Raw genomic sequence first — 15,321 nt, forward strand, 5'->3', positions numbered from 1 at the left:
ATTGGAAAACATTTGATTATTCTTTTTTCAAAGTGATGACTGTTATTTCCGGCCATGCTCCGAGGCGCATGGGGAACATCAGATATCCCAGTCCTACATTGACAAAAAGAGCCTGATTGCCTTCCCGGTATAATCCGTTGTGTTCGGGGTAAACAAATTTAGCCGGAGAGAATCCGAAGATGCTGAATTGCATTTCGTGGGTATGTCCCGATAGCATTAATTGCACATCACTTTCGGGCAATACTTCGCGGCGCCAGTGTGTCGGGTCATGGCTGAGTAATACTTTAAATATTCCGTCTGTACCCTTTAAGGCTTTGGGAAGATCGCCATAATTGGGAAAAGGAGGATTACCGCTATTTTCTACTCCCACTAAAGCAATACTGTCATGTCCCCGATGAATGATGGTGTGTTCATTATTCAGCACTTGCCAGCCCATGCGTGCTTCTTTGGCTAATAAGCTGTCGAGATTGGTTTGTTGCTCTGCTTTTGTATTCCATTTGATATAGGGAGAATAGTCATGATTTCCAAGTACTGAGTAGACTCCGTCTTTTCCTTTTATTTGGCTGAGTATAGGTATGAATTCATCCAGTTCGGTGGCTATGTTGTTGACAATGTCACCTGTAAAAACCACCAGGTCTGCTTGTTCGGCATTGACCATATCCACAGCTTTTTGTATTGCTTTTCCATTTCGTGTCCAACTGCCCGAATGGATATCCGAAAGTTGGAGAATGCGATAGCCGTCAAAAGCATCCGGCAAATCTTTATAAGTTATAGTCACTTCTCTGATTTGAAAATGCTGTTTTCCTTCGGTGGCACCATATACGACGTATGCCAATGATGCCAGTGCCACTACACCTGCAATATATCCTCCATAGAGTCTTCGTCCCGAAATGAGAAAAAGCAGTTTCATGATAAGGATGACGATGACAAATATGGCTTTAGGTACGGCAAAGCATAGGAATATCAACAGAAAATTGCTGAGCCGGTACATGGAATCGGGCATTGGCTCGTGGATAGAGAAAATCACCGTCATCCCTGTGACCAGAAATAATGTTGGTATCCAATAAGCCCGGCGAATCCATTTTTGTGATACACGATGGATGTAAGCTCTGTATATATACCAGTCGGGCAATATCAACAGTAATAAGAAAAATATAAAGAGCTCAAGTTTCGCAAGTACTCAAATAATGTAATAAAAAAAGGCTAAAGAGTTTGATAATTCAATGATTATCACTATATTAATGTCGCCAAACAAACATATAGCACCCTTTAGCCATGAACAAAAATAGACATATTATCGGTGAACTCCAAGAGTTTTTTGCAAACAATGACTCCAGCAAGGCAATAAACAGCATATCAACCATTATGAACAGCATAAGGATACAAAGCAAAGTTATCGGGTCAGTTAAGAATCCGAATTGCAAATTCACCTGTCTTCAGGTGTTACAACTGCTTGTTCTGTTCCCGTTCTTTTCAATTAAGAATGCTGCCAACTATTCGTCTTCTGCCCTGGGTAAGATATTTGTCTGCCACAAAGATATGTTCTATCGTTTCATGAACGACGGCAACATCAATTGGCGACGTATAATCTACTCGGTTTTCAGGCAGTTGTATTCACGTGTGAAACGCAGAACGACATTGAAGTCGGACATCAGATGCGTCATCATCGATGATACAGACCTTCCGAAGACCGGATTCAAGACCGAGAAGATTGGCAAGGTATTCTCTCATACCCAAATGAAGCCTATACTTGGATTCAAGGCAATGTTCCTCTGCTTTACGGATGGTGTATCCCAGTTTCTCCTTGACTTTTCTCTCCATGGAGAGGAGGGAAAACGAAGCGATAAGCCACAGGGGTTATTCAAGAAACAGACGGAGGCTCGCTATTGTAAGGAACACTCAGGGGATGAGCGTATTGCCAGGCGTAGCGCTGAGTATTTTGCAAGTAAGATTGAGACGGCCATCAGCATGCTCAAGCGCTCAATCATAGAGGGTGTACGTTTCGATTATCTTCTTGTTGACAGTTGGTTTACCTGCTCTGAACTTTTGAAGTTCGTGGTCTCAAGGCACTTTGGATGCCACCTTATCGGAATGATAAAGATGGGCAAGACAAAGTATGAGACAGATCTTGGAAACAAGACAGCGCCTGAACTTATCAAGGCTCTCCAAAAATCCAAGAACGTAAAGTATAGCCGCTCAATCGGTTACTACACAGCAACTGTCTCTGCTAAAATCTCCAGCATTAAGGTCTGCCTGTTCTTCTACAGAAGAGGCAAGAACGGCAATTGGAATGCTCTGCTTACCTCGGATTTGAAACTTGATGCGAAAGAAGCCTTCAGACTTTACTCAAGAAGATGGGTTATCGAAGTGGCTCACAAAGAGATGAAGCAAAATCTTAAACTCGGAAAGAACCAGTGCAGAGACTTCGCCGGACAGATTGCAGGCATATCATTGTGCGTACTGCAATACAATATTCTCAGTTATGTCAAACGCTATGAGTCATACGAAACTATCGGAGGACTCTTTGCTGAAATTTCAAAGAACTCTGTTGAACTTTCAGTAGCAGAAAAAATCTGGCTGCTGATTGTAGAAGTTATAAACGTCATTGCCGAGGTACTTAACTGTGATGCAATGGTTCTGACTGAACAAGTAATATCAAACGATAAACAAATCAAAGCTGTGAAGCAGGCTTTCGACAGGCTGACACCAGCCGCCTGAGGAGCTACACTTTACTTGCGAAACTTAAGTAAAGAGTTTTATTAGCATCATGGCAATTGGTCTTTATAAAAAAATGAAATCTATAAATTGGCAGCCAGAAACTTTTTCATTTCTTTTATGTTCATTCCACGTCGGTTGGCATAATCGGTCAGTTGGTCTTCACCTATTTTCCCGATGGAAAAATAGCATGAGGCAGGATGGGCGAACATCAGTCCGCTGACAGAGGCATGAGGCTTCATCATGCCATTTTCGGTCAAAGAAATACCTATCTGCTTCATGTCCAGCAATTCATTCAACACAAAATTGACAGATTGGTCGGGTAATGAAGGATAGCCGACGGCAGGGCGGATTCCCTGATACTTCTCATTATGCAAATCTTTTACACTGAGATTCTCATTGGGTGCATATCCCCATGTCGTCTTGCGGATATCTTCGTGTAATTTTTCGGCGGTTGCTTCTGCCAGACGGTCAGCGAGAGTCTGTACCAGCATCCGTTTATAGTCATCTTTGTCATAAAGATGCTCCATATCGGCATCCACGGTGGTGGCAAATGCTCCTACTTTATCTTTGATGCCTGAAGACAGAGGACGTACGAAATCACTTAAGCAGAGAAACGGTTCGTCTGCTTTACATTTGACTGCCTGCTGGCGCAGTAGTGGGAAACGTGTGCTCCCGTCCAGATATAGGTTGTCGCCATCGGCATTGGCATCCATTAAGCGAAAAATGCCATGCGTCTCAAAGTCGGCATCCAATTCATTCAACATTCTGTGGGCTTCTTTCAGCAGTTGCATTGCTTCTGCAGCTTTCGGTCGCTCTTTTTCGGGAAAACCGGCCAACCACATGGCACGACACGAGTCACACCCATGTATATCGGCTATGGCAGCATATTTAGGCTGGAAACCCCATGCATGAAAAAAATAAATCCAGTTTATGTATTCACTGACTTGATGTATTTTGTAATGTACGATCATCGCTTAAATCTTAGTTCTTTTCCTCTGTGGGCTTTGTCTACTTGGTGGTTATGGTAGACCAAATGCCCGTTAACAAACGTTTTTTCTACTTGTGAGTGGAATGTCTGTCCTTCCATGGGACTCCATCCGCATTTGCTCAAGATGCAGTCGGAAGTTACTGTCCATTGACTATCGGGGTTTACCAAAACCAAATCGGCATAATACCCCGGTCGGATAAATCCCCGCTTTTCTATATGATATAATTCAGCGGGAGCATGACACATTTTCTGTACCAATTGTTCAATGGTCAGCACTCCTTCCCGTACCAGTTCCATGATAGCCACCAGTGAGAATTGTATCATCGGCATACCCGAAACGGCCTTTAAAGCACCACCTTGTTTTTCTTTCAGCAAATGGGGAGCATGGTCGGTGCCGATTACATCGATACGGTTGGTGGCCAAAGCCTGTCGTAATGCTTCACGGTCGGTTGCAGTCTTGATGGCTGGATTGCACTTGATGCGTGCTCCCAGCGTTTCATAATCTTTATCGCAGAAATAGAGATGTGAAACACATGCTTCCGATGTTATTTGCTTTTCACTCAATGGCTTGTCTTCAAACAAATCTAGTTCGCCGGCTGTGCTTACATGTAGAATGTGCAGGCGTGCTCCTGTTTCTTCGGCTAGTTTTATTGCCAGGGAAGAAGAATGCATGCAGGCTTCTGCACTCCGTATTTCGGGATGGTATTTGATGTCCGGGTCTTCTCCGTATTTTTCTTTGAAAGCAACGGTATTCGCACTGATAATAGCTTGTTCTTCACAGTGGGTGGCAATCAGCATACCGGCATTGGCAAAGACTTTGCGCAACACTTCCATGCGGTCTACCAGCATATTGCCGGTACTGGCTCCCATGAAAAGTTTCACACCGCATATACGGGTTTTGTCCAGTTGAGACAGCATATCTGCATTATTGTTGGTTGCACCGAAATAGAATGAGTAATTCACTACACTTTTCGTTGCAGCATCGGCAAACTTGGCTTCCAGCGCTTCGAGATTGGTGGTCTGCGGGGTTGTATTGGGCATATCCATAAAAGAGGTCACTCCTCCGGCTGCTGCGGCTGTACTCTCTGTATGCATATCCGCTTTATGGGTCAGTCCCGGGTCGCGAAAGTGCACATGATCATCTATCACACCCGGCATCAGGTAGCACCCCCCGGCATCTATTTCCTCATCACAGGGATGGAGTGGGAGAGTGCCGTCTGCTATCACTTCTGCTATTCTGTCATTTTCAATTACAATCGAACCGTGAAAAGTCTTTCCTTCATTCACAATTCGCGCATTCTTTATCCAAGTACGTTTCATAAGTTTTTCTTTTGAGGATATTTATGGAACCAGCTATACCATTTCAGTTGGATGACTCCCATAATCGCTTCACCAAAGATGCTGCTGTTCATTTTGGAAGTTCCCAATTCGCGATTGACAAAGATGACCGGAACCTCGGCTATTTTGAATCCGCATTTATAAGCAGTGAATTTCATTTCTATCTGGAAGGCATAACCTTTGAAACGGATTTTGTCCAATCCGATAGTTTCAAGTACCTGCCGGCGATAGCATTTGAATCCCGCTGTGGTGTCATGGATGGGCAGACCGGTGATTATACGTACATATTTCGATGCAAAATAAGACATTAAGACACGTCCCATCGGCCAGTTTACAACATTTACTCCACTGACATAACGCGAACCGATGGCTACGTCATAACCTTCGCGGGCACATTTGTCATACAACCGGGGCAAATCATTGGGATTATGGCTGAAGTCGGCGTCCATTTCGAATACATAGTCATATCCTTTTTCTATCGCCCACTTGAACCCGGTGATATAGGCAGTTCCCAATCCCAGTTTACCCTTGCGCTCTATCATGAACAGGCGGTCGGGAAATTCCTGCTGCAACCGGCGTACAATAGCTGCCGTGCCGTCAGGAGAGCTGTCTTCTATGATTAAGATATGAAAGAACTTCTCCAAACCGAATACAGCCCGGATAATATTTTCTATATTCTCCTTCTCGTTATAGGTTGGTATAATAATGATGCTATCGGATTTCTCCATACGTTTATTTGTATTAGCTGAATAAATATCATACAAATGTAATTAATATATTATGAACCTCTGCAGAATTTAATTTTATTAAATAAAAAAAGAAGGGTTAACCCTGCTTTTACGCATGGATAACCCTTTCATCTTACAGAATAGTTTAGTTTTCTTTAGAAAGCCACACCTACGCGGAATCCGAAGTTTTGCAATTTATCCATGTCATAGTTAAACACGGTTCCCTTGTTGGTGGAATAGTTGTAAAATCCTGCCAAATGAAAGCCGATACTGTTGGGCCATGGGTAAATATTTACACCGATTTCGGGAGATACATAGAAGCCCCATGTGTCGTCCTTTACTTCGTAGATGTAGAAATCACTGGACATCTTTGTATAGTTGGCACCCAATTTCAATCCGATATAAGGTTGGCAGATACCGTCACTAAAGCGATAGTGAGTGGCAAAACCGAAAGGCAATTGGAATACGGAATGTTGTTGGTCGGTGGTCAGTGCAGACGAGCTGTTGATAGGCAATGTCTGACGTGGAATGTATTCATTGTTAGTGTGATAATTAATAAATGCACCGATAGACAAATCAGGTAAAACATAATATCCACCTTCAAAGTTCATACCCCAGCCGCTTGCTTTGTTTGAAAAGTTGTTGCTGATAGGAGCACTGAACTGCCAGTCTACATTAAAGTAGGTCATCGGAGTAATTTGTGCTTTTGCCGGTAGAGCAAAGGCAATGGCGATGGCAGCTACCGCCATTATTCTATAAGTAAAATATTTTATGGTTTTCATAAACTTGCTAATTTATTAAAATGATTTATTTGTTTATTTCTTCAAATAAGGGCTTTGTGCAAATGCCTGATTGATAGCCGTTGTAGCACGGTTGACATTCAGACTGCCGCTGCTGCCGATCAGACCGCTGATATAAGCATTCCATACAACAGGCAGTTTTTCTTTAGCTCCTTCGGGCGCACCCAGATTGACTAAATCAGCCAATAATGAACCGGTGCTGTAGCTATAAGTGATGGAGTAAGGATAGTACCATCCGCCTCCCCAGTATCCGCCCCAGTATCCGGGAATCCAATAACCGGGATAATAGTTCCACCATGGACCGTTGTTATAATAACCGTTAAAGTAGTAAGTGCTGGCTACGTAGCTCAATTGCAATCCGAGGTCGGCATCTTCCTTGTCTGGTGTACGCATGTAACCGGCACCGTCCATTTTGGCAACGAATGCACTGATAATCAGTTGCGCATTATCATCTTTCCAATATTCCGGTTCTTTAGAATCTCCGATTACAAGAATGCTGTCGGGAACGTAATAAGTGCTGAAGCTGTTGAATTTAGCACTAGTGTCATGATTGGTAAATACTAGATACTCATTGTCCAGTTTGTCCATGTCCGGGTCTTTTTCGCAAGATACCAAGGCAAAGACCGCCAGTAGGATAGGAATTAATTTTTTCATGTCAAGTTTTTGTTTAAGTTAATACTGATTTTTTCGTTTGTTGTACTCCTAAAAACGGAGGAGTTACGCTTTTGTTCACTACAATCGTTTTTTTTGTGAACTTTTTCTCAAAGGACAGAGCTTCTTGTTAAAGTTTCTTTTTGAGCGTATAGTTCAGTTTTGATATCGCTTTTTTGAAATCTTTGCCCACCATGGTCAGTGCGCTGTCGCCTTCGGCTACAAAATTGGTCTTTTCATGGCCGGGAGCTGCCGAAACAAGTTGGTAGATAATGGCGGTGCTGTCATTGGGGATGCCGATAATGGTTACAACGGTACCGCTATCGGTAAATACCTGATCTTGTCCGTTGTTGGCACCTAAATAAGTGGTAGTCAGATTATATGTACCCAGTGAGTCTTCTCCTGTTTCTTGCAGAGTGAGCAGATAGTTGATACCCGAGACGTCAGCGCCGGGTAAAACGCCTTCGTAAGTATAGGTTTGTAAATCGCCCAAAGTGCTGTCATTAACGGCAAACAAAGAGTCACTTTCGCTTTCAGCTATCATTTCGGCAGATTTATTTCCTTTGGAGCCGCAAGAAGCAATCATGGCAGCCAAGGCTGCTGCAATAAATACTTTTTTCATTATTAAGTCAGGTTTTTAATGGTTATTTGGCTAAATAACACCTGTCTGACTTATTTTGTTTAGCAGAGTGAATTTTTTTGTTTTCAGCGTAACAGTACCCCGTTTATTTTCTTTCTGCTGAGTGAGTTGTAAAGTACTTTTGCCGATTGAGTTTCTGTCTCTTCCGGTTTTTCCGCATCGGGCATTGTGCCGGTAGTGATTAATGAAAGGGTATTTTTCAGCATCAATTCGTTTTCATCGCCCAACGGGAGAAGAGGAGAGATAAGTCCTCTTTCGTTCAATTTGTAATCGGGAGTGATACCGTTTACATAATCCGCTTTGCCGTCGGCATTGAGTACGTATGCCACTACCGGCCATAAGATAAAGTCTATCTCATCGTTAGTGTAGCCGGACATGGCAACCGGTTTTCCGACTGTGGTTTCACCTATCACTACCACATTGTCGTCACCCATGTAAGGACGCAGGCAGTTGATTACGGCTTCGGATGCAGAAGCCGTAAAAGTAGAGGTGATGACATATAGTTTGTTCAGGTTAAGATTTTGTGCAGACGTTGTTGAAATGAAATTATACGTAGTGTCCTGTGGAGTCGTGATATCATTATATTGCATGGTGCAAAACGGTTTGCCGAGTGCCGATTCCGGCGCCAACAAGCTGGCAAGTTCTTGGGCACAAGTCAGATAGCCGCCGGGGTTATAGCGGAGATCGAGAATAAATGCATCGGGAGCTTCACTCTTGAACTCTGAGAAGATTTGCAACATCTGTTGTGCGTAGTCCGTTTCGTATCCGTTGTCTAGGGGGCCGGTACTGAATTTATTATATACCATGTAGGCAATCTTCTTACCGTTTACATTAAATACTTTGTTGATATAAAACGGATTTATTTCCACCGGACGTGATGCCCCGATAGAAAGCACATCGACATCTGTCCAAATATAGTCATCTTCACCGGCAATTATACTTTTTCTTGTCAATGTGGTGGCGTCTCCCGAAATCAGATAACCATAATTGTTGACATTGATTTGTGCATCTCCTACGGCAGAAATCCAGTCACCGCGTTGAAGACCGGCTTCTGATGCCGGTGAATCGGGAAGAACAAACAATACTCGCGCATAGGTGTGTGAGGTCGTTCCCAGCGGATCGGTGACGAGTTCGAAGTCGAATCCGTAAGTCGATGTCTGATTGAGGAAAGAACGGCTGACATTTGCTTTCATTTCTACATACGAGAACGGGTCTCCTTTTCCATCCAATGCTTTTGTATAGAGTAATTTCTGTAGAAATTCTTCCGGTTCGGCAAAATAATCTTTTTCAGAAATTTCAGGTATTTGGTCATACCATAGATAATGTTGTTTCATTACTTCTTCTATCCACATATCGTCGCCTACAAGCGCATAATATTCTCCACTGCGGTCTACTCCGCATGACGTGATAAAAAATAGAGTTGTCAGCAAGTAAAATGTATGTAGTAAATATTTCATTTTATATTGTTTTTTAGGTTTGCAAAGCTAGGTATTTTATTCGTAAATCAGGTATTTTTTTCTCATCTTTTTATATTCCTCCAGTTCCTTTTGCCATCCGGCACGAATTTCTTCTTCACTTTTTCCTTCTGTGATTTGCCTTCTGACTTTCCTGTTGCCCACCAGCATGTCAAACCACTGAGGACGGGTAAAGAATTTATCAGCTTTTCCCATATTCTTGTATTCCTGATAATAACTTATGATGTATCTTAAAGAGAACCCTTTAGGGGGCAACAAACTTTTCATGTTATTTCCATAACAATACTGTCCTTTATACATTGGATTTTTATCAAAGCCTTCCAAAGCTTCCGGTTTGAATCGGAAGGAAGACAGTCGGATGTCCGGCGAGCCGATGACTTGAAAAGGGTGATAAGTGCCTCGACCCACACTGATGGCAGTGCCTTCGAAGGGGCACAGCGAGGGATAAAGCGCAATCGCTTGGTCATTAGGCAGGTTGGGAGAAGGTTTCACAGGAAGGGAGTAAGAATCACCGTGTTTCCATCCCTTTACGGGAATGACAGTCAGCTTGCATTTTCGTTTTCCCGCCAGCCACCCTTCACCGTTTATCATTTGCGCGAGTTCGCCCACGGTGCAGCCGTGCAATACAGGGATGGGGTGCATACTTACGAAGCTTTTTAATCCTTTTATCCGAACAGGCCCGTCTGTATAATCGCAAGGATTAGGACGGTCGGTGATAATCAGCTCTTTATGGTTCTCTGCACACGCTTCCATTACGTAGTGCATGGTGCTGATATAAGTGTAGAATCGTGCTCCCACATCTTGAATATCGAACACCACCACATCAATATCCTGCATCTGTTGTGGAGTAGGTTTCTTGTTTTTTCCGTATAGTGATTGGATAGGGATGCCTGTGCTGATATCTTTACCGTTCTTAACCGTTTCACCTGCATCGGCATTTCCCCTGAATCCGTGTTCGGGAGCAAATACTTTTTTTATGTTGATATTTGAAGCAAGCAGTGTATCCAACAGATGTGTATTGCCTGTCATTGATGTTTGATTTACCACCAATGCTACCCGTTTATTGTTCAGCAAAGGAAGCAGGGTTTCCATTTGCTCGGCTCCGTTTACTATCTTTTGAGCAAACAAAGTATTGATAATAAACAAAGAAGAAAGAAGGAAAAGATATTTTGTTTTCATGTTTATATGCAGATTATTTTGTAATATTGCACAAAAATAAGAATTTAATTGAAGATGAACGCACTTGCTATCATTAATAAATATTATTCTGAAGAAAACGAGTTGAAACATATTCTGCTCACTCATAGTCGTTCGGTGGCTGACAAAGCGTTGCAGATTGCCGTCAAGCACCCGGAACTTCATCTGGATACCGGCTTTTTGGAAGAAGCTGCCCTGTTGCACGACATCGGTATTTTTATGACCGACGCTTCCGGCATTCAGTGTTTTGGCACTCATCCATACATTTGTCACGGCTATTTAGGTTCCGAACTGCTGATGAAAGAAGGGTATCCCCGCCATGCATTGGTTTGCGAGCGTCACACCGGGGCCGGAATGTCATTACAAAGCATCATAGAGCAGGATTTACCGATTCCGCATCGTGATATGGTTCCTGTTTCGATGGAAGAACAGGTTATTTGTTTTGCAGATAAATTCTTTTCAAAAACGCATCTTGATAGAGAGAAAAGCGTAGAAAAGGCGTTGAAAAGCATTTCGCGTTATGGAGAAGATGGAGTGATACGCTTTAAGCATTGGTGTGAATGTTTCTTGTGATAGATAAGACTTAGAGCTTGTTTAAAAATGGCTGAAATCTTTTCATTATAAAGTTTCCGTATCAGTCGAATCGTTTCTTCCTCTCTCCTTTCATTAGCCGTTGAAACGTCCTGTTGATAGGCTTCCGGTCATGAAAGAACATCTCGTCATCGCTCCTTCAGCCTCCTTTCATTCGTAAAACACGAGAATTGCATTGTGTGCTCTGAAGGCAATTGTGAAGGGACTTGAAAAGCACGGCTGAAACGAGGATGAGGGGAAGTGCTGTCATTTTTAACCGTTTGATAAACAGTGTGTTTTGACTGGAATGTAAGGATGAAGGGAAAAGAAGAAATGATCGGATCGGGGAGGGTGATTCAATCTGCTCCTACATGAAAAGGTGCTGATGTTTTTAAAAAACTTCCCGAGCTTTTTTAAAAACATCAAAGTCTTTTTGTGTACATACGCATTGGTCTATACATACGGTGGCACAAGCCTGCGTGTACGTATGCGTAAGCCTACACATATATACGCATCGGGCTACACGTATATACGCATAAACCTGCACCTATATAGGTATTATGTCAGGTGTCGTATCGGTCAAATTGGAACTGTAAGATTATGGTTGAGGAAAATTTAAACAGGCTTTGAGTAACTAATAAAATAAATTAAATATCCGCTTAATAGTTCATAATTGGCGGATTATGCTTAATTTTGCCCCTCAAAGCGTAAAAGTATTGTGAATGACGCCACTAAAACGACATAGATTTATACCATTTTTACTACTATTTGCCTGCCTGATGCTTTCGTTAAGTTCGGGTGCACAACGCAGAAGGAGAAACCCGGCATCCGGTAGAGATACCCTGAACGTAGATACAACACTGGTAGATACGCTTTCGGTGGATACTGTTGCACCTAAAAAGAAACAACCGTTGGATGCTCCTGTAGCATATGAGGCGAATGATTCCATTGTATTTACCGAAGGTGGATATGCGCATCTGTATGGTGACGGAAAAGTGAATTATGAAAAGATTGAAGTGACTTCTGCCGTAATCACCATGAATATGGACAGCAGTACGGTATATGCCCGTGGTGTTCCTGATTCGGTAGGCGTGGAAACCGGTACTCCTATCTTTAAGGATGGGGAAACCCCATACGAGTCTAAAATCATGCGTTATAATTTCAAGACTAAAAAAGGGTTTATCAACAATATTGTCACTCAGCAGGGTGAAGGATATGTTACCAGTGAAGAGTCCAAAAAAGGAGCAGGTGATGAGCTTTATCTTCGTCGCGGTAAATATACTACTTGTGACCAGCATGACCATCCTCACTTTTATCTGAAACTTTCGATGGCGAAAGTACGCCCCAAGAAGAATGTGGTTTTCGGACCTGCACAATTGGTGGTGGAAGATGTGCCTCTGCCTATTGCTGTGCCGTTTGGTTTCTTTCCTTTCAATAGCAGCTATTCTTCAGGGTTTATCATGCCTACTTATGGTGATGAAATGAATCGCGGTTTCTATTTGCGTGACGGCGGATATTATTTTGCCATCAGTGACCGCATGGATTTGAAACTTTTGGGTGAAATATTTACGAAAGGATCGTGGGGACTTTCCGCACAGTCCAATTATAATAAGAGGTATAAATATAGCGGTAACTTTAATGCTAGTTATCTGGTGACCAAGACCGGTGAGAAAAATATGCCGGACTATAGTGTGACGAAAGACTTTAAACTTTCATGGAGTCATCGCCAGGATGCAAAAGCAAGTCCGAACAGTTCGTTTTCTGCCAATGTGAATTTTGCTACCAGCAGTTACGACCGCCGGAGCATCAGCAGTTTGTATGATCCTAATCAGTATTCAAATAATACTAAGACATCAAGTGTGAGTTATTCGCGCAACTTTCCTGAAATTGGTTTGAACTTGTCGAGTACGTTCAACCTTTCTCAGAATACGAAAGACTCTTCTATTAATGTTACGTTGCCGGACTTGAATATTTCTTTGAATCGTATCTATCCTTTCAAACGTAAGAATGCTGCCGGAGACGAACGATGGTATGAGAAGATTTCTTTCCAATATACAGGACATCTGACCAATAGTATCAATACAAAGGATAATTTGATTCTGAAGCAGGGAATCAGTAAATGGAATAATGGTATGCAACATAACATTCCTGTTTCCGCTACCTTTACTTTGTTCAAATACTTTAATGTGGTGCCTTCATTCAATTATACCGAACGTTGGTATACACGTAAGATTGAGCAAAGTTATGACCCTAATGCTGCCGGAAATGTAAAAAGGGATACCATTAATGGTTTTAGTCGTGTATATGATTACAGAATGGGGATTCAGGTGAATACGAAACTTTATGGTATGTATAAGCCTTGGAAGAAACTGTTTGGCGATAAGATTGAGGCCATCCGCCATGTCGTGACTCCATCTGTTACAGCCAATTATGCTCCTGATTTCGGAGCTTCTCGCTATGGATATTATAAAACATATCAGTATACAGACGAAAACGGAGAGGTACGCACCGTGGAATACTCCCCGTTTGCCGGTCAGGCATTCTCTCCCCCGGGTAAAGGGAAATCGGAGAGTTTTACCTTCTCATTGGACAATAATGTGGAAATGAAAGTAAAGACGGCTAATGACTCAATAAAGAAGGTAAGTCTCATTGATCAGTTATCGGCATCGCTTACTTATAATGCGGCGGCTGAGACTCGTCCGTGGAGTGACTTGAGTATGAATCTGCGTCTGAAACTGACAAAGAGTTATACTTTCAGTATGAATACATCATTTGCTACGTATGGTTATAAGTTTGATGAAAACGGAAATGTGGTAGATAATGATCGCACAGAATGGTCTTATGGACGTTTTGGACGTTTTAAGGGATATAGCGGTTCTTTCTCTTACACATTGAATAATGATACATGGAAGAAATGGTTTGGTCCGAAAGATGATAGTAACTCGGGCAAGGATAAGAATAAAGGAAACGAGAACGAGGCTCTTGAACAATACGATGATGAAAATACTGATGGTGAAGAGGAGGATAAATCCGGTTTACGCAAGACAGAGGCGGCTGCTATTGATCCCGATGGTTATATGGCATTCAAGATGCCTTGGTCTTTGAGTCTAAGTTATAGTTACAGCATCAGTGAAGATAGGTCGAAGGAAATCAATAAGAAGACTATGCGTTATCCTTATGCGGTTAGTCACTCATTGAATGTATCGGGTAATATTAAATTAGGCAGCCGTTGGAATATTAACTGTTCTTCCGGTTATGACTTTAATACCAAGGAGATGTCTATGACAACAGTGAATATCAGTCGTGACTTGCACTGTTTCAATATGAGTTGCGGCTTGGTGTTCGGTCCGTTTACTTCTTATAATTTCAGTATCCGTGCAGCTTCGAACTTGCTGACGGATGCACTGAAATGGGACCAGCGTAGTAATACGGGCAGCTCGGTTACTTGGTATTAAAAGACGATTTACCACTGTATGGGTTGTTGCCCATGTGCTATCAGATATTCATTGGCTCGGCTGAAATGTTTATTTCCGAAAAATCCGTTATATGCCGATAGGGGTGACGGATGTGCCGATGCCAATACCAGGTGTTTGTTTCTGTCGATAAATGCTCCTTTTTTCTGTGCATAAGCTCCCCATAAGATAAATACTAAATTCTCTCTTTCTTCTGCCAATGCCCGAATAGCTGCGTCAGTAAATTCCTCCCAGCCTTGGCGTTGATGCGAAGCAGCTTGGTGCGCACGTACTGTCAGTGTGGCATTGAGCATCAGTACTCCTTGGTTGGCCCATCGTGTTAGATTTCCCGTGGTGGGGATAGGAGTTCCCAAATCGCTCTGTATTTCTTTGAAGATATTCTGTAAGGAGGGTGGAAAAGGTACACCATCGTTTACCGAGAAGCAAAGGCCATGTGCTTGCCCGGGACCATGATAGGGGTCTTGTCCGATAATCACCACTTTCACTTGGTCAAAAGGGCAGAGGTTGAAAGCGTTGAATATCAATTTTCCGGGGGGATAGACTGTGGTAGTCTGATATTCCTGTCTTACAAAGTTAGTGAGTCTTACGAAATAATCCTTTTCAAATTCAGGAGCCAAATGTTGCTTCCAGCTTTCTTCTATTTGTACGTTCATTCCAATTACTTTTTAGTTTAAATATGCCCTAAAGATAAGAATATTTTGTAAATGTGACAAATAAAAAGCACGAACCGATCTGATTCGTGC

13 protein-coding genes are annotated in these 15,321 nt (G+C 42.4%); 3 read left to right on the top strand and 10 right to left on the bottom strand.

The features are described 5' to 3' along the window. Positions 1-16: 16 nt before the first annotated feature. A complete protein-coding gene (locus HMPREF1534_RS16765) occupies positions 17-1,033 on the bottom strand; it encodes a metallophosphoesterase (protein ID WP_005936440.1) in 1,017 nt (338 codons plus the stop codon). A 242-nt stretch (positions 1,034-1,275) separates the two neighbouring features. Between HMPREF1534_RS16765 and HMPREF1534_RS16760 the strand changes: the two genes are divergently transcribed. Then, positions 1,276-2,718 (top strand): IS4 family transposase, encoded by a 1,443-nt coding sequence (locus HMPREF1534_RS16760; protein WP_005936442.1) that lies wholly within the window; start codon positions 1,276-1,278, stop codon positions 2,716-2,718. 80 nt (positions 2,719-2,798) lie between these two features. Here the strand turns inward: HMPREF1534_RS16760 and HMPREF1534_RS16755 are convergent, their stop codons facing one another. From HMPREF1534_RS16755 to HMPREF1534_RS16720, 8 genes are all read right to left on the bottom strand, one after another. Then, positions 2,799-3,689, bottom strand: coding sequence for a vitamin B12 dependent-methionine synthase activation domain-containing protein (locus HMPREF1534_RS16755; protein ID WP_005936444.1), 891 nt, complete (start codon positions 3,687-3,689; stop codon positions 2,799-2,801). Beyond that, positions 3,686-5,026 (bottom strand): dihydroorotase, encoded by a 1,341-nt coding sequence (locus tag HMPREF1534_RS16750; RefSeq protein ID WP_005936446.1) that lies wholly within the window; start codon positions 5,024-5,026, stop codon positions 3,686-3,688. The genes HMPREF1534_RS16755 and HMPREF1534_RS16750 overlap by 4 nt, the downstream gene beginning before the upstream one ends. Beyond that, entirely contained in the window at positions 5,023-5,772 is a 750-nt protein-coding gene (locus tag HMPREF1534_RS16745; protein ID WP_005936448.1) for a polyprenol monophosphomannose synthase, read from the bottom strand. Before HMPREF1534_RS16745 ends, HMPREF1534_RS16750 begins: the two co-directional genes overlap by 4 nt. A 155-nt stretch (positions 5,773-5,927) precedes the next feature. Beyond that, complete coding sequence (locus tag HMPREF1534_RS16740) at positions 5,928-6,554, bottom strand: outer membrane beta-barrel protein (protein WP_005936451.1); 627 nt, start codon at positions 6,552-6,554, stop codon at positions 5,928-5,930. Between the two features lie 33 nt (positions 6,555-6,587). Then, positions 6,588-7,226: a DUF4136 domain-containing protein gene (locus tag HMPREF1534_RS16735; RefSeq protein WP_005936454.1), complete on the bottom strand. Its 639-nt coding sequence runs from the start codon at positions 7,224-7,226 to the stop codon at positions 6,588-6,590. 127 nt (positions 7,227-7,353) lie between these two features. After that, complete coding sequence (locus HMPREF1534_RS16730; RefSeq protein ID WP_005936463.1) at positions 7,354-7,845, bottom strand: copper resistance protein NlpE N-terminal domain-containing protein; 492 nt, start codon at positions 7,843-7,845, stop codon at positions 7,354-7,356. Between the two features lie 83 nt (positions 7,846-7,928). Further along, complete coding sequence (locus tag HMPREF1534_RS16725) at positions 7,929-9,320, bottom strand: S41 family peptidase (RefSeq protein WP_005936466.1); 1,392 nt, start codon at positions 9,318-9,320, stop codon at positions 7,929-7,931. A gap of 36 nt (positions 9,321-9,356) precedes the next feature. Further along, positions 9,357-10,517, bottom strand: coding sequence for an exo-beta-N-acetylmuramidase NamZ family protein (locus HMPREF1534_RS16720; RefSeq protein ID WP_005936469.1), 1,161 nt, complete (start codon positions 10,515-10,517; stop codon positions 9,357-9,359). Between the two features lie 54 nt (positions 10,518-10,571). Between HMPREF1534_RS16720 and HMPREF1534_RS16715 the strand changes: the two genes are divergently transcribed. Both HMPREF1534_RS16715 and HMPREF1534_RS16710 read left to right on the top strand, forming a co-directional pair. After that, a complete protein-coding gene (locus HMPREF1534_RS16715) occupies positions 10,572-11,108 on the top strand; it encodes an HD domain-containing protein (protein WP_005936472.1) in 537 nt (178 codons plus the stop codon). Positions 11,109-11,827: 719 nt separating this feature from the next. Continuing rightward, positions 11,828-14,560, top strand: a complete 2,733-nt coding sequence (locus tag HMPREF1534_RS16710; RefSeq protein ID WP_005936475.1) for a putative LPS assembly protein LptD — start codon at positions 11,828-11,830, stop codon at positions 14,558-14,560. 8 nt (positions 14,561-14,568) lie between these two features. On the opposite strand, the gene ung is transcribed toward HMPREF1534_RS16710, so the two are convergent. Next, complete coding sequence (gene ung / locus HMPREF1534_RS16705; protein WP_005936478.1) at positions 14,569-15,231, bottom strand: uracil-DNA glycosylase; 663 nt, start codon at positions 15,229-15,231, stop codon at positions 14,569-14,571. Positions 15,232-15,321: the final 90 nt, after the last annotated feature.

Source organism: Phocaeicola massiliensis B84634 = Timone 84634 = DSM 17679 = JCM 13223 (assembly GCF_000382445.1).
GTDB classification, from domain to species: domain Bacteria; phylum Bacteroidota; class Bacteroidia; order Bacteroidales; family Bacteroidaceae; genus Phocaeicola; species Phocaeicola massiliensis.